The sequence below is a fragment of the Alishewanella sp. HL-SH05 genome (assembly GCF_052655985.1).
In genome coordinates this window covers 2,918,407-2,937,890 of the sequence record NZ_CP199753.1, presented here as the reverse complement: position 1 = coordinate 2,937,890, position 19,484 = coordinate 2,918,407, and the positions used below count along the sequence as shown (strand labels likewise).

The following is a 19,484-nucleotide window of genomic DNA, read 5'->3' as shown; positions in this document are numbered from 1 at the left end:
TGGTAAGGGTTATGCGTGCAGAATAAGCAGTTACAAGAATCGGAATATCGGCAATTTCGGGATTTTCTCGAGCAACAGTGCGGCATCGTGCTGGGTGACAATAAGCAATATTTGGTTAAAAGCCGTTTAACCCCCTTAATGCAACGTTTTAGCCATGGCAGTTTATCTGAACTGGTTGCCAAAACCATGAGTCCGTTTGAACGGCAGTTACGCTCAGCCGTGATTGACGCTATGACCACCAATGAAACCTTATGGTTTCGTGACAACTACCCGTACGAGCTACTAAAGAATCAATTATTGCCGGAGCTGGAAAAAACTTGCCGCAGCGTCAAAATTTGGTCAGCGGCTAGCTCATCGGGTCAAGAGCCATATTCTATTTCAATGACCGCGCTAGAGTTTCAGCAAAGTCGGCCGAATGCCTTTCCTGGTGGGGTGAATATTTTAGGTACTGATATATCCAATACAATGCTGGAGCATTGCGCCAGAGCCGAGTACGACGGCTTAGCTTTAGCGCGTGGTTTATCACCTGAACGTCGCACGCGGTTTTTTGAAGATACCTCTAATGGCATGATGCGTGTTAAAGATAACGTGCGTAAAAGAGTGACTTTTCGGCATCTTAACCTGCTAGACAGTTATACCCTGCTAGGAAAATTCGACATCATATTCTGTCGCAACGTATTGATTTACTTTTCTCCTGAAGTGAAAGCGAAAATAATCAAACAGTTTGCTCAGTCATTAAATAGTAAAGGTTACTTAATCCTCGGGGCCTCAGAGTCATTGTCAACCATGAATGAAGACTTTGACATGCTGCGTTGTAATCCGGGCATTATTTACCGCAAGAAATCTTAACTCTGCATCTTGGCCTGCTTTTTGCTTCCTCAAACTAAGGTTACAACATGAGGTGGCAAAAAAATGGCAATCAGTTTAGACAAAGCCTTTGGCATGCACGAACAAGCGTTGCTGGTTCGAGATCGTCGTGCGCAAGTGCTGTCAGAAAACGTCGCTAACGCTGACACTCCTGGCTATAAAGCTAAAGACATCGATTTTCAGCAAGCGCTGGTGAACGCCCAATCTCGGCAAAGCCGTTCCATGCAGCGGACGCATGATGGGCATTTCCCCATTTCTACTGCAACCCGGCATGAAGTGAAGTTTCGTAATCCAGAACAAACTGATACCGGTGATGGTAACAGCGTGGACATGAACCGCGAACGTAATGCCATGATGCAAAATGCCATCGAATACCAGACCAGCCTACAATTTTTGAATAGTCGGATCAGTGGCTTGAAAAAAGCCCTTACAGGCACAGGACAGTAATTATGAGCTTATTTAAAGTGTTTGATATTGCTGGCTCTGGCATGACCGCCCAGTCAGTAAGAATGAATACCACAGCCAGTAACATTGCCAATTCGAACAGCGTGAGCAGTAGTATCGATCAGGTTTACCGTGGTCGTCACCCGGTGTTTGCCACCGAGTTTGCGCAAGCGCAGCGGCAACAAGATGCCGGCTCTGGCGTTAAAGTGCTGGGAATTGTCGAGTCTGACGCACCACCGAATGTGGAATATGCGCCCAATCATCCGTTGGCGGATGAAAATGGCTATGTTTACAAGCCTAATGTCAACATTATGGAAGAAATGGCGAATATGATTTCAGCATCTCGAGCCTATGAAACCAATGTACAAACCGCAGATGCCGCAAAACAAATGTTAATGCGCACCTTACGGTTAGGTCAGGGGTAAGGAGTAACGCATGACAACCATTAACACAAATTCTGCGCTAGAAGGGATGTACTGGGATACTGAGAAAAAAGTTGCCGATAAAAACAATGGTGCTTTAACGCAGTCAGATTTTTTTGCTTTGCTAACTCAGCAGTTAGCTTATCAAGACCCGACCAAGCCGGTAGAAAATGATCAAATGATCGCACAGATGACTAACTTTACCATGGCCGATGGTATCACCAAGCTTAATGATAACTTTAGTAGCTTGGCGCAAAGCATGTCGTCTAATCAAGCCTTGCAAGCCTCATCACTAGTAGGGCGTAGCGTGCTGACACAATCTGAACAATTGGTTTTCACCGGTGAGTCGCTCTCGCGTGGCCAAATAAACCTTGAACAACCAGCTGATAATATGAAAGTGATTATCACTAAGCCTAACGGTGAGTTAGTTTCTACATTTAATGTTGATCAACCGCAATTGGGTAAAAATGAGTTTGCTTGGGATGGTACTAACCAAGCGGGTGAAACCGTTGCGGCTGGGCTTTATAACATCAGCGTTGAAGTTAGCGCCAGAGGCAAAACAGAAAATGTCCCAGTGCAAGTGTATACCCCCGTTTCTAGTGTCAGTATGGGCAACAACGGTAATGGCATCACGCTGAATTTGTTAGGCATCGGAGCGGTAAAACTGGCCGATGTGTTAGAAGTTTCTTATGGTTAATACAACCGCTTAAGGTGAGGTAACATATGAGTTTTAATATAGCATTAAGCGGTATCGCCGCTGCACAAAAAGATTTAGATACCACAGCAAATAACATCGCTAACGTTAATACTACAGGTTTTAAAGAGTCTCGAGCTGAATTTGCCGATGTTTATGCATCTTCGGTATTTCAAGCCGGTAGAACTAAAGTGGGTGATGGGGTCAGAACATCATCAGTTGCACAGCAGTTTCAACAAGGGTCGTTATTGTTCACTAATAACTCATTAGATTTAGCGGTGACGGGAGACGGTTTTTTTGTGACTGCCTCTGAAGTGGGCTCTCGAGATTATGCTTACACCCGGTCCGGTGCGTTTAAGCTCGATGCAAATAACTTTTTAGTGAACAACAATGGTGCCTTTTTGCAGGGTTACCCTGTGGATTCCGATTCAGGTACAACTAGCTCTGTCAGTTTAAGTACAACTGGGCCAATTCAGATCCCCACTACTGCAGGTGCGCCAAGTGCCACACGTGATGTGTTTGTTAGTATGAACTTAGACGCACGTTCATTGCCACCAACCATTACAGCGTTTGATCCAACTGATCGAGCCAGTTATAACAGCACCACCTCAACAACGATTTATGATAGCTTAGGGCAGGCACATATTCTCAGTGTGTATTTTGTAAGAACAGCACCTTTGGCGAATAATACCTGGGATGTGTATACCACATTCAATGGAACTCTTGTTCCCTCGGCTACCTCACAATTAGTTTTTAAGTCAGATGGAACACCAGGTGAAAATACAGGTGACTTTGATGATATTACCATTTCGCCTCTTGATTTAAATGGCTTGTTAAATAATGGCGCTAATTTTGGCCTTATTGGTGATTTTGGTATCCGTTTTCGCGATGAAGCAGGTACCCGAAAGCCAACTCAATATGCATCAGCTTTTGAAGTGGGCTCACTAAGTCAGAATGGTACTACAGTCGGTCGTTTAACTGGGCTGGATATTGATGTTGGCGGCAGGATTATGGCGTCTTACTCTAACGGCGATCAACAATTTTTATCGCAAGTATCGATGGTGCGTTTTGCCAATCCGCAAGGCTTAAGCCAAGCGGGAGCAACGTCTTGGAAAGCCAGTTTAGCGTCTGGCGAGCCGTTAGCTGGTGAACCTAACACCGGTACCTTTGGTAGTATTCAAAGCTCCGCGTTAGAGCAGTCAAACGTAAACCTTACAACGGAGCTAGTTGATCTAATCAGCGCGCAGCGTAACTTCCAGGCCAATTCTCGGGCGTTGGAAGTTAACAGTACGCTTCAACAAACCATCTTACAGATCCGGTAAACGCTTTGTCATTCAAATCAAGCCACCTACGGGTGGCTTTTTTTTAATCAAAAAATCCTGTTTTATCAAGCTGGCACTCTTATTGCTTAAATATATTAAGTTGATGAAAAGTTTCGTTAAGTAAAAACAGCAAGTCCCTGCGAGGTTTACTATGGATCGTCTGTTATATATCGCCATGAGCGGTGCCAAAGAGAACATGAATGGCATCAGCGTACGAGCAAATAACTTGGCAAATGCCGGCACAGTGGGTTTTAAAGCCGATTTTGAACAAGCCCGTGCCATGCAGGCCTTCGGTGAGGGGTTGCCTACCCGAGTGTTTTCGTTAACAGAGAGCCCAGGTCAAAACTTTGACAGTGGCGCGATGATTATTACTGAACGTGAATTAGACGTTGCTATTCAAGGTAACGGTTGGTTTGCTGTGCAAGATAAAGAGGGTAAAGAAGCCTACACCCGAGCGGGCAATTTACAGATTAGTGCCAGTGGCATGCTAATGACTGCCAGCGGTTTACCGGTGATGGGGGATGCGGGGCCGCTGCAACTCCCTGTGCCGTTAGCGAAGATGGAAATCGGCGCTGACGGCACCGTGATTGCGAGAGCGCAGGGTGCCCCGGCGAATGCGCTAGAAGAAGTAGGGCGAATTAAGCTAGTACAACCGGAATATGCCGATATTGTGAAAGGTAACGATGGCTTGTTTCGACGTAAAGATGGTCAGGATGCCGAGGCTAGTGCGAATGTCAATTTGCTTAGCGGTGCCTATGAGGGCAGTAATGTCAATGCGGTTGGCGAAATGACCACGATGATCAGCTTACAGCGCCAGTTTGAATTACAAGTGAAAATGATGAAGCAAGCTGAGCAAATGGATCAACAGCAAAATCAATTGCTGCGAATTGTAGGTTAAGGCTTTTTCTTTTTACCGTGTTACTTCAGCCAGCAGCAGCTTGCTTGGCACTTAGTTAATAGGGCGTAAGCCCAGGAGGTATAAATGCATCCAGCATTGTGGATCAGCAAAACAGGGTTAGACGCGAAACAGCGTGATATCTCGGTTATTTCTAACAACTTGGCGAACGCCAGTACAGTGGGCTTTAAAAAGAGCCGTGCTGTATTTGAAGATTTGCTGTATCAAAACATTAATCAGCCAGGCGGGCGTTCTTCACAAAATTCTGAATTACCTAACGGTTTAATGATAGGTGCCGGTACAAAGGTAGTTGCGACGCAAAAAAGCTTTACTCAAGGCAATATGATCACTACAGAGAACAGTTTGGATCTGATGATCCAAGGCCATGGCTTTTTTGAAGTGTTAATGCCTGATGGCACTATTTCTTATAGTCGTAATGGCCAATTCACGGTTGATGGTGACGGTAATGTTGTGACCTCTGGTGCCGGGTATCAGGTGCAGCCCAATATTGTGGTGCCGCCAGATGCCACTAATATCATGGTGTCGCAAGATGGCGAGATCTCCGCTCGTTTAGCCGGGCAGGTTGAGAATGCGGTATTAGGTCAGTTAACCGTCACTAACTTTATTAATCCGGCCGGTTTAGAGCCGATTGGCCAAAACTTATTCAGCCAAACGCCAGCCAGCGGCGATCCGGTGCAAGGCATTCCAGGATTAGAAGGACTGGGGATTATTGTGCAGGGCGCGCTAGAAACCTCTAATGTCAATGTCACAGAAGAGTTGGTTAGCTTAATTGAAAGTCAACGCGTGTATGAAATGAACTCTAAAGTCATTTCTACCGTGGATCAGATGCTTGGTTTTGTTATTCAACAGTTATAAGGCAGGTACAGCTAATGCGTAATGTCCTATTGATACTGATGGTCAGCAGTTTAACCGCCTGTTCTTCTATGCAAGAAGCGCAGCCAAACGATCCGTATTTTGCTCCCTTGCCGCCAGAGTCGGCGCCGCGGCCAGTGGTAAAAAACGGTTCTTTGTTTATGCAAAGCCATTCTAATAGCTTGTATTCCGATAACAAAGCACGGCATGAAGGTGACATTATTACGGTTGTGCTTCGTGAGAAAACCCAAGCGTCGAAAAAAGCCAAAACGGAAACGGCTAAAGACAGCAACATTGCTTTTGACCCGATTAATTTTGCCGGAAGCAATGTGTCGGTTGGCGGTAATGTGTTGCAGTTTGGCGCGGGCAGTAGCCAAGACTTTAAAGGCGACGCCAAAGCCGATCAGAGCAATAGCTTAGTCGGCGATATCTCGGTCAATGTGTTACAGGTCATGTCGAACGGTAACTTAGTGATCCGCGGTGAAAAATGGCTGACATTAAATACCGGTAAAGAATATATCCGTTTAACTGGTGTTATTCGGCCACAAGATGTCGATGTGAATAACACGGTAGAGTCGACCAAGATTGCCAATGCACGTATCGAATACAGCGGCACGGGTGCACATCATGGCGGGCAATCACCAGGCTGGTTAACCCAGTTTTTTAATGGTCCATTCTGGCCATTCTAGGAGCAGTATATGCGGTTTCTGATCATGCTCGGCTTATTATCTACGCTAGTTTGTAGCAATCTTGTTCAGGCTGCGCGTATTAAAGATGTCACCGATATTGAAGGGGTGCGTAGTAACCAATTGGTTGGTTATGGGTTGGTGGTCGGCTTACCCGGTACTGGCGAGCAAAGCCCTTTTACCGAACAAAGCTTCCGCACCATGCTGGCTAATTTTGGGATTAACCTACCAGCGGGTTCGCGCACACAAATAAAAAATGTGGCAGCAGTGGCCATTCATGCCGAGTTACCGGCGTTTGCCAAGCCCGGGCAAACTATTGATATTACGGTATCATCCGTAGGTAGCGCGAAAAGTTTGCGTGGCGGTACTTTATTACAAACCTTTTTAACCGGCTTAGATGGCAATGTTTACGCAGTAGCGCAGGGCAGTTTAATTGTCAGTGGCTTAGGTGCTGAAGGTTTAGATGGTTCGCGTATTTTAGTGAACACACCCACCGTGGGCCGCATTCCAAACGGTGCTGTAGTAGAGCGTGAAGTAGAGTCTCCTTTTGCTAAAGGCGATTTTATTACGTTTAACTTAAAGCGCCCAGACTTTACTACTGCAAAAAGATTGGCTGAAGTAATTAATGGTTTTATGGGCCCAGAAACTGCCTTTTCATTAGATGCCTCTTCGGTGCAGGTTAGAGCGCCGCGCGATATTAGCCAGCGCGTAAGTTACTTGTCGGTATTAGAAAACTTGACCTTTCAACCTGCAGATCAATCTGCCAAAATTATTATCAATTCTCGTACTGGCACCATCGTCATTGGTAAAGATGTGCGTTTGTTCCCTGCTGCTGTTACTCATGGTGGCTTAACGGTTACCATCGCTGAAAACCCACAGGTGGTTCAACCTAATGCGTTAGCCGGTGGTGAAACGGCCGTGGTACAAAACAGCATTATTGATGTGAACCCAGAAAACTCCAGAATGTTTAAATTTGACCCTGGTGTCACACTTGATGATTTGGTGCGCACAGTGAATGCAGTTGGCGCGGCGCCAGGTGATTTAATGGCCATTTTAGAAGCGTTAAAAGAGGCTGGCGCCATTCATGGTGAGTTGGTGGTGATCTAAATGGATACGGGTAAACTGCAACATTCTTATCATGATTTAAGCAGCCTGCAGCAAATTCGCAGTGCGGCAAAAGATGATAGCAAAGGTGCGCTGCGCCAAGCGGCTGAGCAGTTTGAAGGGATCTTTTTTAATATGCTGCTAAAAAGTATGCGTCAAGCGAATAAGGCGTTTGAAGCAGAAGGTTTAATGAATAGCCAAACTACAGAGTTTTATCGTGATATGCATGATAACCAGATGGCATCTGATTTAGCGCAAAAAGGTGCCTTGGGTTTAGCAGATTTGTTAGTACAGCAGTTAGACCCACAAGCCGTCAGCCAGCATAAACACACAGCTTCCGCGTTGCGTTTACCTGGTGATACGCGTGCTGATGAGTTAAATATGCCACAAGTGCAACTGTTTAAAGATGCACCGGAACTGGGGTTATTAAAAGCCCAATCTATGCAGCAGTTAGCGCAAGTGGAAATGGCTCAGCCGGGGCGGCGCGAATTATCACAACTGAGCCCATTATTAGACAAACTGCAACAACAACGTGCACAAAAGCAAGAACAAGCTCAAGCCGCGGCAATTGCTAGTAGTAGCAATACCAGCAATGTTGAGCCACAAACCGTAATAGGCGCGTCAGCGCTTCGCAATGATTCACCGGTGGAGTTTATTCGTAGCTTACTGCCCGCAGCACGCAAAGCTGCCGCTGCTTTAGGGTTAGATCCGTTAGCGCTAATTGCCCAAGCCGCACTTGAAACAGGTTGGGGTAAACGCGTTATTAAAACCGCGAGTGGTGACAATAGTTATAATTTATTTGGTATTAAAGCCAGTCGTAATTGGCAAGGTGAGACCGCCGTTGTTGATACGCTGGAATACCGACAAGGTGTGGCACGAAAAGAGCAAGCCAAGTTCCGGGCGTATGATTCTGCCGAACATAGCTTACAAGATTATGCGGGTTTTATTGCTAATAGCCTGCGCTATCAGCAAGCGCTGGCTGCAGCGCCTGAACCCGCAGCCTACTTTAGTGAATTACAAGCAGCAGGGTATGCCACCGATCCTAATTATGCCCAAAAAATTATGGCGGTATTTAAAAGTACAGCCTTTGAGCAAGTCAGAGCAGAATTAAATAACGCTCAAGATTTTCAAACAACAGCCGAAGAATAGCCTATACCCGTGATCGGGTGCGTGGAGCGATAAATGAGCTTACTTAACATTGGTAGAACAGCGGTATTATCCAGCAACACCTTGCTAAATACCACCGGTAACAATATTGCCAATATCAATACGCCTGGCTATGTGCGGCAACGCACGGAATTTGTGTCGCAGCAATTTGGTTTAGGTGTTGGTCAAGGCACGACTGAAAGGTTAGTAAGTGAGTTTAGTCAGAAGCAACTACGACGGGACACGACCAGTGCCGCTTATAGCTCACAGTATTTATCGGAAGCGAGTCGAGTTGATGCGTTGTTTTCTAATGCCGCCAACAGTATATCAACGGGCATGAACAATTTGTTTCAACAAATTCAAACAGCTAACAATGACCCCACCCAGTTATCAAATCGACAGTTAGTGTTGGGTACCAGTCAATCGCTTATTGATCAGTTTAGCAATATGTCCACGCTTCTTTCAGATCAAGAACAATTCTTAAATCAGCAACTAGATGTGTATGTAAAAGACGTAAATGACTTTGTGAGTCAGATTGCGGCTTATAATGTTGAAATTGTCAATTATGGTTCTAGTGCCGGTAGACCGGTTCCTCTAGATTTACTCGATAAGCGTGACGCGGCCATATTAAAGTTAGCCGAATTTGTCGATATCCAAACAGTGGATGCTAAATCAGGTGAAAAACTGGTGTTTATGGGTACGGGGCAGTCGCTCGTGGTTGAACGTGGTCAGTTTAATTTACTTTCCATGCGAGGTGACCCCGATCCTAATGATCGTGAAATCTTGCTCACCTTACGTGAAAATGCTGATGCAAAAGTGGCACTGAGTGCCCAAGGTATTGGCGGTAAAATGGGCGCATTGACGGATTATCGGTTGCAGGTTTTAAACCCAACGCAACAACAACTTGGCCAATTAGGGTTAACACTGGCCGACAGTATGAACCAGCAGAATAAATTGGGTTTAACTCTTAACGGCACAATTGGCCAGAATTTATTTACTTTACCAAGCTCAAAAGGTTTAGCGTTTAAAAGCAATAGCGCTAACAGTAGTGTTATTGTAGAAATTGAACCCGGCAAAGCCAACCAACTGCCCCCGAATAATTTCCTTGTGAAGATAGTTGACGCTACTACCGCGACTGTAACGGCGTTAGATGAGATGGGACAGCCTTATCTAGACAGCAATGGCCAACCTGATCTAACGAAAGTGAAAACTTTAACCAGTGCTACGGGTTTTCCCTCAGTAACCCCCTTTACCGCAGATGATGCTAATGGTGATTTATTTGGTTTAAAGTTAACTATTAGTGGTGTTGCAGGTGATGAATTTATCTTAAAACCATTAAGTTCTGCGGCGCGTGAACTCCAAATGGCAACATCAAGGGCAGAAGATGTAGCACTTTCTGGACCAATACGTGGCGAGTACCTTATCAGTAACTTAGGAAATGGTCGAGTTGAAGGCGTGACGGTTTTCAATACCAATCCAGCAGACTCTGCTTTTTTGAGCAATGGCCTTCGGGATGGGCCTTATACTGTAACGTATCAAGGGTTTAATAGTGTTGCTGGTGAGCATATATTTGAGATTGCAGATAATACAGGCGTTATTGGTGAAAGCCGGTTTACTACAAATAATTTCAACAATATGTTTGAGAACAGTACTTCAGTACCAAATCTAAAAGAGCAACTAGGGTTTGACTTTAGTCTTACGGGCATTCCCAAACCCGGTGATATCTTTACTTTAGATTTTAATACCAACGGCTACAATGATAACCGTAATGGTTTAGCCATGTCAGCTTTACAAAATGAATCTTTGGTGCGGCGCAGCCCGGATGAACAGAGTAGTGCGGTGAATTTGTACAGTTTTAACCAAAGTTATGGGATTATGGTGGGTAATATAGGTGAGCGCACTCGTCAAGCGCGCACCGCCGATGAAGCCAATATTGCTATTTTAGAGCAAACAACCCTTTGGTATGAGTCATTATCCGGTGTAAATTTAGATGAAGAAGCAGCCGATTTAATTCGTTTTCAGCAAAGTTATGCGGCAGCAGCTAAAATTATAGCCACTTCGCAAGAAATTTTTGACACTCTGTTACAGTCAGTGAGGTAAGTCATGCGTTTAACTTTTAATATGCAGTTTACACAAAGCTTGAATGGCATTCTTAACGCACAGCAACGTATGTCAAAAGCAGAAACGCAGTTGAGCAAACAAACACGTATTCTGTCTCCCGCCGACGACCCAGCAGGCGCGGCTAAGGTGTTAAGCCTGGATCAAAGTAAAGCGCAGATTGAACAATTTCAAACCAACAGTATTTTGTTGAAAAACAACTTAGCACTGCAAGAAACGGTGCTTACCAGCATGAGAGAATCTTACGATCGTGTTTCTACGCTGGCGCAAGCCAGTGGTAATGGAACCTACACAATTGAACAACGTAAAGCCATCGCGTTTGAATTAAAAAATATTCAAACCGAGTTATTTGATTTAATGAACACGCGTAGTTCAGAGGGCAGTTTTATTTTTGCTGGCTATCAAGATAAGACGGCTGCTTATGAATTCACGTCTGATGGTAAATATCAATTCAAGGGAGATGATGGTACGCGTAATTTGCAAGTTTCACAGTCAATCACCTTGCCAAGTAATGATAGTGGTAAAGCTATATTTGATAGCGTATTTGAACGTTTTAAACCACAAGTCACTAGTGCCCCAACTGGAGCATCTATAGATGTTGTAGATCAAACTGCGTTTGATAGTTTTTATTTAAGTAATTTTGATAATCTTACCGCAGCAAACAATCAGTATCAGCTGGATATTGATGCCACGGGTAACTATCAATTTTTACGTAATGGCAGCCCATTAAGCCCGGCTGTTACTGGTGCATATACCCCAGGTTCAGCTATTGTATTTAATGGTGCGAAATTTACATTTGATACGGCAACAACGCTACCAGCCCAAGTAGATTTTGAACTTTCTAGTCCTCAACAAACTAATATTCTAAATACACTACAAAAGTATATAGAGATTTTAAGTAATCCAATAGCAACTGATGCAGAACTCAATACTGGACTCGCTGACATTCTGCAGCAAACCACGGTTACCGCGAATAACGTTGATAGTGTTTTAGCTAATCTAGGTGGCCGATTAAATGTGGTCGACAGTGTGTTTAATACCAACGAGGATTTATTAATTAATAACCAGCAGTATAAGGCAGATATCTCCGAAGTGGATCTTGCCGCAGCGCTTACTGAAATTAAACGTCAAGAAGTGGCGTTACAAGCGGCATCACAGACTTTTTCTAAAGTTAATGCCACAACGTTATTTGATTATATTCGCTAAAAACCAGAGTAGGCAGCAACGCCTGCTCTTAAGTCACTGATTAATATTGATTTAAAATCCTCAAAAAAATTCTAAAGTTTCCTCGCACTGCGCCGATACATATTTAACACGGCAAGAAACAGGCAATACGCAGTTCAAATTGCCTTAAACAGTTAAAAAGCGAGGAATACATCATGGCTTTATTCGTAAACACCAATACTTCATCACTGAACGCACAGCGTCAGATGCAATCTTCAGGCAACGCTTTAGATACTGCATTTAAACGTTTGTCTTCAGGTTTCCGGATTAACAGCGCAGCGGATGATGCGGCTGGCTTACAGATTTCTAACCGTTTAACTAGTCAGATTAATGGCTTGGATCAAGCATCACGAAATGCTAATGATGGTATCTCATTAGCCCAGGTTGCTGAAGGCGCAATGGATGAAATTACAAATTCACTGCAACGCATTAGAACTTTAGCGATTCAATCGCAAAACGGTATCAATGCAACAGCTGACCGCGGTGCTTTACAAAAAGAAATTTCAGCATTGAAAGTTGAAATTAGTCGGATTGCTGCCACAACTCGGTTCGGTGATCAATTACTACTAGATGGTACAGGTAATAAAGCATTCAACTTTTTAGTTGGCGCTAAAGGAACCACAAACGAATATATTTCTGTAAGTTTGTCTAGAACGAGTGGTTGGGGTTCAGTTGGTTTAGGTGTTAATACCGCCACGGTGGCTACATCAGCTAATGCGGGATCGGCAATTGCTGCTGTAGATTTAGCAATAGCGGCTGTGGATGGCAAACGCGCTGACTTAGGTGCTGTGCAAAACCGGTTTCAAGCAACGATTCGTAACTTAACGAACGTTTCTGAAAATGTATCTGGTGCTCGTGCTCGGATCCGTGACACCGATTTTGCCAAAGAGACCGCTGAGCTGACGCGGGCACAGATTTTACAACAAACTAGCCAAACGGTTTTAGCTCAAGCAAACCAACGTCCACAGGGTGCACTTAGTTTATTACAAGGTTAATAGCGTAACGCGCTGAAGCATCGAGATTATTGCAGTAATCTTGCTTCTTGCCGGAAAAGCTTCAGTGGAGTGACTCGCTTATTATAAAGCCGCCATATGGCGGCTTTATCCTTCCTAAACGCCGCAGTATTATTCTTATAAATAATTTAAAAAAAACCTAAAGTAAATTTAAAGCCCGCCGATACAAAGTTAAGCCAAGTTGCAGCTTGGCTCAGCTAAACGGATTATCCGTACTTTAAACTACAGTCAAAGGCGATATATGCCGATGACTAAGGAGTGACTCATGGCTTTATTTGTCAATACTAACACCTCATCGCTGAATGCTCAGCGTCAGTTGATGAACTCAGGCGGCGCCTTGGATACCGCGTTTAAGCGTTTATCTTCTGGTTTCCGGATTAACAGTGCGTCTGATGATGCGGCTGGTTTGCAGATTTCTAACCGATTGACCAGCCAGATTAATGGTTTGGATCAAGGTGCTCGAAATGCCAACGATGGTATCTCTTTAGCGCAAGTTGCTGAAGGTGCGATGGAAGAGATTACTACTTCATTGCAACGGATGCGTACACTGGCTGTTCAATCTCAAAATGGTATTAATGCCACTGCCGATAGAGCTGCACTGCAAAAAGAAGTGTCAGCACTAAAAGTAGAAATCAGCCGTATTGCCAGTACTACACGTTTTGGTGACCGTATTTTGTTGAGCGGCGGCGGTTCGTTTAACTTTTTAGTTGGTGCTAAAGGCACTACTAATGAATACATTTCGGTAAGTTTAAACCGGACAGGTGGTTGGGGTGCTGCAGGGTTATCTATAGCGGGTACAACAGTTGCTACGTCTGCGAACGCAGGTAGCGCGATCATTGCAATCGATAAAGCGATAGCGTCGGTTGACGGAAAACGTGCGGATTTGGGTGCGGTTCAAAACCGTTTCCAAGCAACAATTCGTAACTTAACTAACGTTTCTGAAAACGTGTCAGGTGCGCGTGCACGGATCCGTGATACCGATTTCGCCAAAGAAACAGCGGAATTGACTCGAGCTCAGATTCTGCAGCAAACAAGCCAAACCGTGCTTGCTCAGGCGAATCAGCGTCCGCAAGCCGCGTTGTCGTTATTAGGATAATAACGTCTTAAGTGCTCAGATGAAGGCAAGCGCCTTCATCTAGCCTTATCCGTTGAGGTGATATTATGAATACAGTCACAAATGCTGCAGTATCCATTACTAACAAAACCGATTTTAGTAGTAAAGCTGCTAATGCCGAGCAGCTTAGGCCTTTGGCTAAGCAAGAAACTGCTGTAGAAGCTAAAGTTAATGCAGTTCTCCCAAGTGCTGCAGAGGTTGAAAATGCACTTAGTATTGTCAACAAAGCAGCAATATTTGAACAGCGTTCATTGAGTTTTATGGTGGATGAAGCTTCAGGTAGATCTATAATCAAGGTTATGGACAGAAGTAATGACCAGCTAATCAGACAAATTCCTTCTGAGGAGTTGATAAAGGTTGCTCAGGACATAAAAAAACTTCAGGAAGAAATGGGACAGTCATTGGGTGTATTGGTTGATAAGCAGGTATAGTATCATCAGAGTGAAAACGTTAAAGCATAGGGGGCGTTTATGTCATCAATAAACTTTTTGGGTGCAGCTTCAGGTTTACCGCTTGACGAATTAGTGTCAAGTTTCGTAAACGCCGAGCGCCAAACCAAGTTTTCACGAATTGAAAAAACAACTTCTACGCTTAACGCTTCACTTTCTGGTGTTGGTCAGCTCAAATCCGCTTTATCAGGTTTCTTGGATGCGGCAAAAAAACTTACAAGTGACAGTTTAAAAGCCAGAACAGTTAGTATTACTCAGCCAGAGGCGGACAAAACGTTTATTGAGGCAACGGCAAAAAACACCGCTGCGGCTTCAAGCTTCGAAATTAAAGTGAATCAGTTAGCCAAAGGGAGTCGTTTGGAAACGACTGACGGTTCTTTTGCCGATGCCAGTGCGGTTATATCTAATACGGCGGGTAATCTTACTTTAACGGCAGACGGCAAATCTTTTACTGTAGAAGTGACAGCTGGAATGACTTTAAACGAACTTCGTTTAAAAATTAATGATTCAGCGGAGAATTTTGGTGTTAACGCTAATATTTTGAATGTTGGCGGTACTACCGGCGCAAAACTCGTATTAAATTCTAATATTACAGGAACAAATAATGACCTGGTTATTAGTAATGACAACGCTGAGCTTGATGCCTTATCTACTATACCCAGTGGTGCTGTGGCGGGGCTGAATTTAACCTCTGCCGCTAGAGATGCACAAATCGAGGTAGATGGTACCGTTTTTAATAGTAGCAGCAATGTATTTACAGATGTTGTGCAGGATATTTCCTTAACAGTCAAAAATGTTACGCCAACCGGCAATAATGCAAAGCTTGATATTGCTACTGATAAAACGGCAGCTGAAACAAATATTAATAGCTTTATTAGCAGTTTCAATGCACTTGTTGCTCAAGTCAGTGATTTGACACGTAATCGTATTTTAGGTGCCGATGGCTCTATTACGCTTGAAAGCGGTGCCCTTGCGGGAGACTCCTTACCCAGAAACGTATTAAACCAGCTACGTGGTATTTTAGGTTCGACTGTTCCTGATAGTTCTCAGGGTTTAAATAGCTTATATGCCTTGGGTATTACTCTTAATAAAGATGGTAATTTAGAAATTTCGACCAGTACTGAATTTAATACCGAGACGGGGAAAAATCGGTTTGATAATGCGCTAGACCAAAAATATGATGAAATAGCAAAGCTATTTGGCGGTGAAGCAGGTTTAGTGAGTCAACTTGACTCGTTGTTAAGTGAATACACCAAAACGGGTGGTATTTTATCTAATCGTCAGGATACTTTGCAGTCACAATTAAAAGAAAATACTAAAGCTTCTGAAGCCGCCAGCCGATACATAGCTAGTTATGAAGATTCACTTAGGAAGCGTTACGCTGCACTAGACTCTCTTTTGGGTCAAATGCAACGTCAGCAGGCGAGTGTGACTGCCGCATTGTCTAGCCTTCCTAAGTTTTCATCGAATAGTTCGAGCTAAGGAGTCACTATGAGTTATGGTATTAAAGCTTACAGGTCAGTTGGTGTAAAAGATGATTTAGCTGTGGCTGATCCGCATCGTGTAATTCAATTATTGATGCAAGGTGCTTTAGAAAATATGGCAAAAGCCAAAGGGGCTATTGAGCGAAAGGATTTTGCAGGTAAAGCACAAACGCTTGCCAAGGCAATTGCGATTATTAGTTCTCTTCAAGGTTCACTTGACATGGATGCGGGTGGAGAGTTATCAGATAATTTGTTTTCATTGTATGATTTCATGCTAAATCATTTAACAATTGCTAGTAGAGACCTTGATATTGAGAAAATTGACGATGTCATTTCTTTAATGGTGACGATTAAATCAGCTTGGGATCAAATTTCAGTGGCTGACCGCGAAAAGGGCTATAGTTTGCAAGCACAGCGAGACCAACAAATGGTTGTAGGGATCTGATGTTAAGTCAGCTGCCGCCGGTCAATATTGATCTCATTGTCTCAGAGATAGAAGCATTATTGTCTGCTGAACATTTTGACCCGCAAGAAATCAGTTGTTTGCTTTCAAATTTAGACCGCACTATTGCAGACTTAGCTGTTGCAGCTAAGTCTGACCCTCTGGCGGTAGAGCAGTTACAGACGTTAAATCATTGGTTTGATAAAACAAGACAACATATTCTGTCAGAACACACCAAAGTTGTTACAAATTTGAAAGAACTTCACACAGGTCGAAAAGCCAGCCATAATTACCGCCAGAATACCTAACTGAGTTTTTTGCATGTTAAATTTGATGAGCGATTTTCTTGATGAAGATGCCGATATTCAATTTATTAATGATCAACAAGCAGCAATTAAACTTAATCGTGAACTGCAAAAAAACTTACTGTTTTTTAAACACTTCAATAATGACATTCATAGTAAAATTAATGCATATTCTGCTCAACGATATTGTGTTTTTTCAACTAAAAATCAGCAGCTTAATATTGTTGAAATTGCCAGCGGTCGTGTTTTATATAGTCAAAATCCAGAAGCAGAGATTAAGGATGAGGTGGCCAGTTTTTGTCAAACGGCTCCAATTGTTAGTTTAACCTCTTCGTTGCAGCCCCAGTCTCATTCAGCTGTGTCTGAAAATGCAGTTATCTTAAGTTTTGGTATTGGTTTGGGTTTGCATCTTTTACCATTAATTAAGCAAGTAAGACCCAGTGTTTTAGTCATTTATGAAGCCGACATGGACTTGTTTATCACTTCATTGCACACCACTGATTGGGCAATGATTTTTGAGACTGCCGTAGCTTTAAATACGCAGATTTCACTTCAACTAGGTAACAGCGGTGCGACGATAACCGCTGATTTACAAGAGTTGCAGCAGTTACTTCCTAATCTCGATAAATGCTACTTATATCGACATTTAGCGCATCCCGTTTCAGATGAAATATTTAATTATTTGATTGCTTTTAGTGGTCAACCAGAGAAATTGTTACGTCAAAGACCACAATTCCTTGGTTATGTTGATGATCACGTTTATATCTCGGAGCGTTTCTCGGGAATTCTGGCTAATCAACAATATAAAGATGCTCCTAAAACTGCTCTATTCGAAAAGAATTTAGTCGCCTTAAAGCAATATTATCCGATTTTATATCATGTGTTTGTTGATTATATACCCAAAGATTGGCGGGTAGTTGACATACAGGGGCAGTTTAATCTCTGGTGTGATACTCGAAAAGGGTTATTTTATGACGATGTGACTGAGCAATCAGCACATATGGTTGAACGTTTTTTGCATAGTCCATTAGACAACCAAGTCATTCTTAATCAAGGCGGCTTGGAAAAAATGAGTAACTACGTTCATTTCAAAGCGGTTAAAAAGTTACAGCCCGTATTTAAAAATTTAAAACCTCGTGTATTTGATGAGAATACGGATGTTGATAATTTAATCGTTTTGGGTGTTGGGTTAGGGCTGCATATTGATATATTGCTATCTAAACGTGAAGTCAAAAATCTGTTTGTATTTGAACCGAATCTTGATTTTTTCTATGCAAGTTTATTCGTGACAGATTGGGCTACACTTTTTACAAAAATTGCAGAGTCTAAACAGCGGATTTATTTTAATATTGGTGGCTCTGGTGAAGAATATTTCCAAGATATCATGGGCCAATACTATCAAACCGGCGCTTACGGTATTGCCAAGAGTCAAATTTTTCCAGCGTTTCTCACTCCAGGTATGCGAAATGCTTTGGAGAAACTTTACTCCCAATTGAAGATTATAGTGGCGATGGGGGAGACCTTTGATCATGTGCGCTTTAGTTTGGCTCATACTTTTCATAGTATGAAAAGTGGTCATTATTTTTTAAAGCAGCAACGACAAAAATTAGGTATGGAAAACTTACAAGATATCCCCATATTTATTGTAGGAAACGGGCCAAGTCTTGATGAAAGTTATACTTACATAAAAGAACATCGTGAAAACATTATTGTTGTAAGCTGTGGTACTGCTTTACGTTCATTATATCGATTAGGAATTACCCCTGATTTTCATGCTGAAATTGAACAGAATAGAGCCACTTTTAATTGGATCAGCCAAGTAGAGGATCCTCAGTGGCTTAAGAAAATTGCGCTGTTGTCAGTTAATGGGATTCATCCAGACACAGCGGGTTTATTTAAGGCTGTGTATTTGGCGTATAAAGACGGTGAGTCTTCAACCAATTTTTTCAGATCATATTTAGAGCAGCAAGGTATACATATTAGCGCTTTAAGTCATGCTTACCCTACAGTGTCGAACTTTTCCGTAGATTTTTTTACCAGCTTGGGTTTTAAACATCTCTATCTTTTTGGCATCGATTTAGGGTATTTGAGCGTTGAGCAACATCACTCTAAACACTCAGCTTATTATCATAATGATGGTGCTGGCGTGATGGATGCAGATAAAATTTTTAATGCAGGTATACAAATTAAAGGTAATTTTAGAGATTGTGTGCAAACAAAAGCTGAATTTGATTTTTCTCGCAGCATTTTAGAAATGACGATAGCTAACTTAAATAAAAATACGGCTATTTATAATTGCAGTGATGGTGCTTATATCCAAGGAGCAATGCCATTAAGACCCCAAAATATATTAGTGTCGATAGAACAGTCAGCATCTTTAAAGAACTTCGGAGAACTATTTACATCGTGTTTTTACTCGGCTGAATTACAATCTCACACTGCAGTATTTGCTGATTTGATGCAGCATAGCGGTTTGTCAGGCGTGGTTGATGAAATGCTTATGCTTTTGGTTGATGTAGACAATTACCAGGACGCGAAAAAGCTGATTGATACTCAATGGCAAACTTTTATTGAAGCTTATTATTCTGATAACAAACTGGGTTTTTATTTACTTTGTGGTAGTGTTATTTATATGTTGAGTGTTATGACTCGCATCTTGCCAGTTAGCAATGAACCGCTTGAACAGCTCGAAGAACTTAAAGTGTTTAATAACGTGTTAGAAATCTGGCGAGAGTACTTACTGCAAGCCAATCTTGACTTTACTAACGCGCCATTCAAACACTGTGCTGTGGATGTAAGTTTCTTGTTTAATAAAGAGTCATCTATTTCTGAAAATACAAAGGGTTGAGTTTTATCGAAATGCATAATTTTTAGGTTAATAA

The 19,484-nt window shown here is 42.7% G+C and carries 19 protein-coding genes; all 19 read left to right on the top strand.

The window, feature by feature from the left end; translation table 11 throughout:
• Positions 1-15: 15 nt before the first annotated feature.
• Entirely contained in the window at positions 16-849 is an 834-nt protein-coding gene (locus ACUJFL_RS13465) for a CheR family methyltransferase (RefSeq protein WP_226751794.1), read from the top strand.
• Positions 850-912: 63 nt separating this feature from the next.
• Positions 913-1,314 carry a flagellar basal body rod protein FlgB gene (flgB, locus tag ACUJFL_RS13460; protein WP_226751795.1) on the top strand — a complete coding sequence of 134 codons (402 nt, stop codon included), beginning with the start codon at positions 913-915 and terminating at the stop codon, positions 1,312-1,314.
• Between the two features lie 2 nt (positions 1,315-1,316).
• Complete coding sequence (flgC, locus tag ACUJFL_RS13455) at positions 1,317-1,736, top strand: flagellar basal body rod protein FlgC (protein ID WP_445427766.1); 420 nt, start codon at positions 1,317-1,319, stop codon at positions 1,734-1,736.
• A gap of 10 nt (positions 1,737-1,746) precedes the next feature.
• On the top strand, positions 1,747-2,430 hold the full coding sequence (locus ACUJFL_RS13450) for a flagellar hook assembly protein FlgD (RefSeq protein ID WP_226751797.1): 684 nt from the start codon (positions 1,747-1,749) through the stop codon (positions 2,428-2,430).
• A gap of 26 nt (positions 2,431-2,456) precedes the next feature.
• The gene (flgE, locus tag ACUJFL_RS13445) at positions 2,457-3,749 is read left to right on the top strand and encodes a flagellar hook protein FlgE (protein ID WP_226751798.1); all 1,293 of its coding nucleotides are present in this window, start codon (positions 2,457-2,459) and stop codon (positions 3,747-3,749) included.
• Positions 3,750-3,900: 151 nt separating this feature from the next.
• Positions 3,901-4,647, top strand: a complete 747-nt coding sequence (locus ACUJFL_RS13440) for a flagellar basal body rod protein FlgF (RefSeq protein ID WP_226751799.1) — start codon at positions 3,901-3,903, stop codon at positions 4,645-4,647.
• A gap of 84 nt (positions 4,648-4,731) precedes the next feature.
• Positions 4,732-5,520, top strand: a complete 789-nt coding sequence (gene flgG / locus ACUJFL_RS13435) for a flagellar basal-body rod protein FlgG (RefSeq protein WP_226751800.1) — start codon at positions 4,732-4,734, stop codon at positions 5,518-5,520.
• A gap of 14 nt (positions 5,521-5,534) precedes the next feature.
• Positions 5,535-6,206, top strand: a complete 672-nt coding sequence (gene flgH / locus ACUJFL_RS13430) for a flagellar basal body L-ring protein FlgH (protein WP_226751801.1) — start codon at positions 5,535-5,537, stop codon at positions 6,204-6,206.
• A gap of 9 nt (positions 6,207-6,215) precedes the next feature.
• The gene (locus ACUJFL_RS13425) at positions 6,216-7,310 is read left to right on the top strand and encodes a flagellar basal body P-ring protein FlgI (RefSeq protein ID WP_371930729.1); all 1,095 of its coding nucleotides are present in this window, start codon (positions 6,216-6,218) and stop codon (positions 7,308-7,310) included.
• Positions 7,311-8,456, top strand: coding sequence for a flagellar assembly peptidoglycan hydrolase FlgJ (gene flgJ, locus ACUJFL_RS13420; protein ID WP_445427765.1), 1,146 nt, complete (start codon positions 7,311-7,313; stop codon positions 8,454-8,456). It begins immediately after the preceding gene.
• Positions 8,457-8,489: 33 nt separating this feature from the next.
• Positions 8,490-10,553, top strand: coding sequence for a flagellar hook-associated protein FlgK (gene flgK, locus ACUJFL_RS13415; RefSeq protein WP_445427764.1), 2,064 nt, complete (start codon positions 8,490-8,492; stop codon positions 10,551-10,553).
• Between the two features lie 3 nt (positions 10,554-10,556).
• Positions 10,557-11,777, top strand: a complete 1,221-nt coding sequence (gene flgL, locus ACUJFL_RS13410) for a flagellar hook-associated protein FlgL (RefSeq protein WP_255654629.1) — start codon at positions 10,557-10,559, stop codon at positions 11,775-11,777.
• A 173-nt stretch (positions 11,778-11,950) separates the two neighbouring features.
• Positions 11,951-12,790 (top strand): flagellin N-terminal helical domain-containing protein, encoded by an 840-nt coding sequence (locus ACUJFL_RS13405; protein WP_226751804.1) that lies wholly within the window; start codon positions 11,951-11,953, stop codon positions 12,788-12,790.
• A gap of 283 nt (positions 12,791-13,073) precedes the next feature.
• Positions 13,074-13,904 (top strand): flagellin N-terminal helical domain-containing protein, encoded by an 831-nt coding sequence (locus ACUJFL_RS13400; protein ID WP_226751805.1) that lies wholly within the window; start codon positions 13,074-13,076, stop codon positions 13,902-13,904.
• 65 nt (positions 13,905-13,969) lie between these two features.
• Positions 13,970-14,353, top strand: coding sequence for a flagellar protein FlaG (locus ACUJFL_RS13395; protein WP_306019849.1), 384 nt, complete (start codon positions 13,970-13,972; stop codon positions 14,351-14,353).
• A gap of 39 nt (positions 14,354-14,392) precedes the next feature.
• Positions 14,393-15,853 (top strand): flagellar filament capping protein FliD, encoded by a 1,461-nt coding sequence (gene fliD, locus ACUJFL_RS13390; RefSeq protein ID WP_306019848.1) that lies wholly within the window; start codon positions 14,393-14,395, stop codon positions 15,851-15,853.
• Between the two features lie 9 nt (positions 15,854-15,862).
• The gene (fliS, locus tag ACUJFL_RS13385) at positions 15,863-16,300 is read left to right on the top strand and encodes a flagellar export chaperone FliS (protein WP_306019847.1); all 438 of its coding nucleotides are present in this window, start codon (positions 15,863-15,865) and stop codon (positions 16,298-16,300) included.
• Complete coding sequence (locus ACUJFL_RS13380; RefSeq protein WP_445427763.1) at positions 16,300-16,605, top strand: hypothetical protein; 306 nt, start codon at positions 16,300-16,302, stop codon at positions 16,603-16,605. Before fliS ends, ACUJFL_RS13380 begins: the two co-directional genes overlap by 1 nt.
• A gap of 13 nt (positions 16,606-16,618) precedes the next feature.
• Positions 16,619-19,450: a motility associated factor glycosyltransferase family protein gene (locus ACUJFL_RS13375; protein WP_445427762.1), complete on the top strand. Its 2,832-nt coding sequence runs from the start codon at positions 16,619-16,621 to the stop codon at positions 19,448-19,450.
• Positions 19,451-19,484 lie beyond the last annotated feature (34 nt).

Coding starts and splice junctions, on each gene's coding strand:
- fliD (WP_306019848.1), top strand. CDS start 14,393: ATGTCATCAATAAACTTTTTGGGTGCAGCTTCAGGTTTACCGCTTGAC.
- flgH (WP_226751801.1), top strand. CDS start 5,535: ATGCGTAATGTCCTATTGATACTGATGGTCAGCAGTTTAACCGCCTGT.
- flgG (WP_226751800.1), top strand. CDS start 4,732: ATGCATCCAGCATTGTGGATCAGCAAAACAGGGTTAGACGCGAAACAG.
- flgL (WP_255654629.1), top strand. CDS start 10,557: ATGCGTTTAACTTTTAATATGCAGTTTACACAAAGCTTGAATGGCATT.
- flgJ (WP_445427765.1), top strand. CDS start 7,311: ATGGATACGGGTAAACTGCAACATTCTTATCATGATTTAAGCAGCCTG.
- flgK (WP_445427764.1), top strand. CDS start 8,490: ATGAGCTTACTTAACATTGGTAGAACAGCGGTATTATCCAGCAACACC.
- flgC (WP_445427766.1), top strand. CDS start 1,317: ATGAGCTTATTTAAAGTGTTTGATATTGCTGGCTCTGGCATGACCGCC.
- ACUJFL_RS13395 (WP_306019849.1), top strand. CDS start 13,970: ATGAATACAGTCACAAATGCTGCAGTATCCATTACTAACAAAACCGAT.
- ACUJFL_RS13380 (WP_445427763.1), top strand. CDS start 16,300: ATGTTAAGTCAGCTGCCGCCGGTCAATATTGATCTCATTGTCTCAGAG.
- ACUJFL_RS13405 (WP_226751804.1), top strand. CDS start 11,951: ATGGCTTTATTCGTAAACACCAATACTTCATCACTGAACGCACAGCGT.
- ACUJFL_RS13440 (WP_226751799.1), top strand. CDS start 3,901: ATGGATCGTCTGTTATATATCGCCATGAGCGGTGCCAAAGAGAACATG.
- flgB (WP_226751795.1), top strand. CDS start 913: ATGGCAATCAGTTTAGACAAAGCCTTTGGCATGCACGAACAAGCGTTG.
- ACUJFL_RS13425 (WP_371930729.1), top strand. CDS start 6,216: ATGCGGTTTCTGATCATGCTCGGCTTATTATCTACGCTAGTTTGTAGC.
- ACUJFL_RS13400 (WP_226751805.1), top strand. CDS start 13,074: ATGGCTTTATTTGTCAATACTAACACCTCATCGCTGAATGCTCAGCGT.
- ACUJFL_RS13375 (WP_445427762.1), top strand. CDS start 16,619: ATGTTAAATTTGATGAGCGATTTTCTTGATGAAGATGCCGATATTCAA.
- fliS (WP_306019847.1), top strand. CDS start 15,863: ATGAGTTATGGTATTAAAGCTTACAGGTCAGTTGGTGTAAAAGATGAT.
- ACUJFL_RS13450 (WP_226751797.1), top strand. CDS start 1,747: ATGACAACCATTAACACAAATTCTGCGCTAGAAGGGATGTACTGGGAT.
- flgE (WP_226751798.1), top strand. CDS start 2,457: ATGAGTTTTAATATAGCATTAAGCGGTATCGCCGCTGCACAAAAAGAT.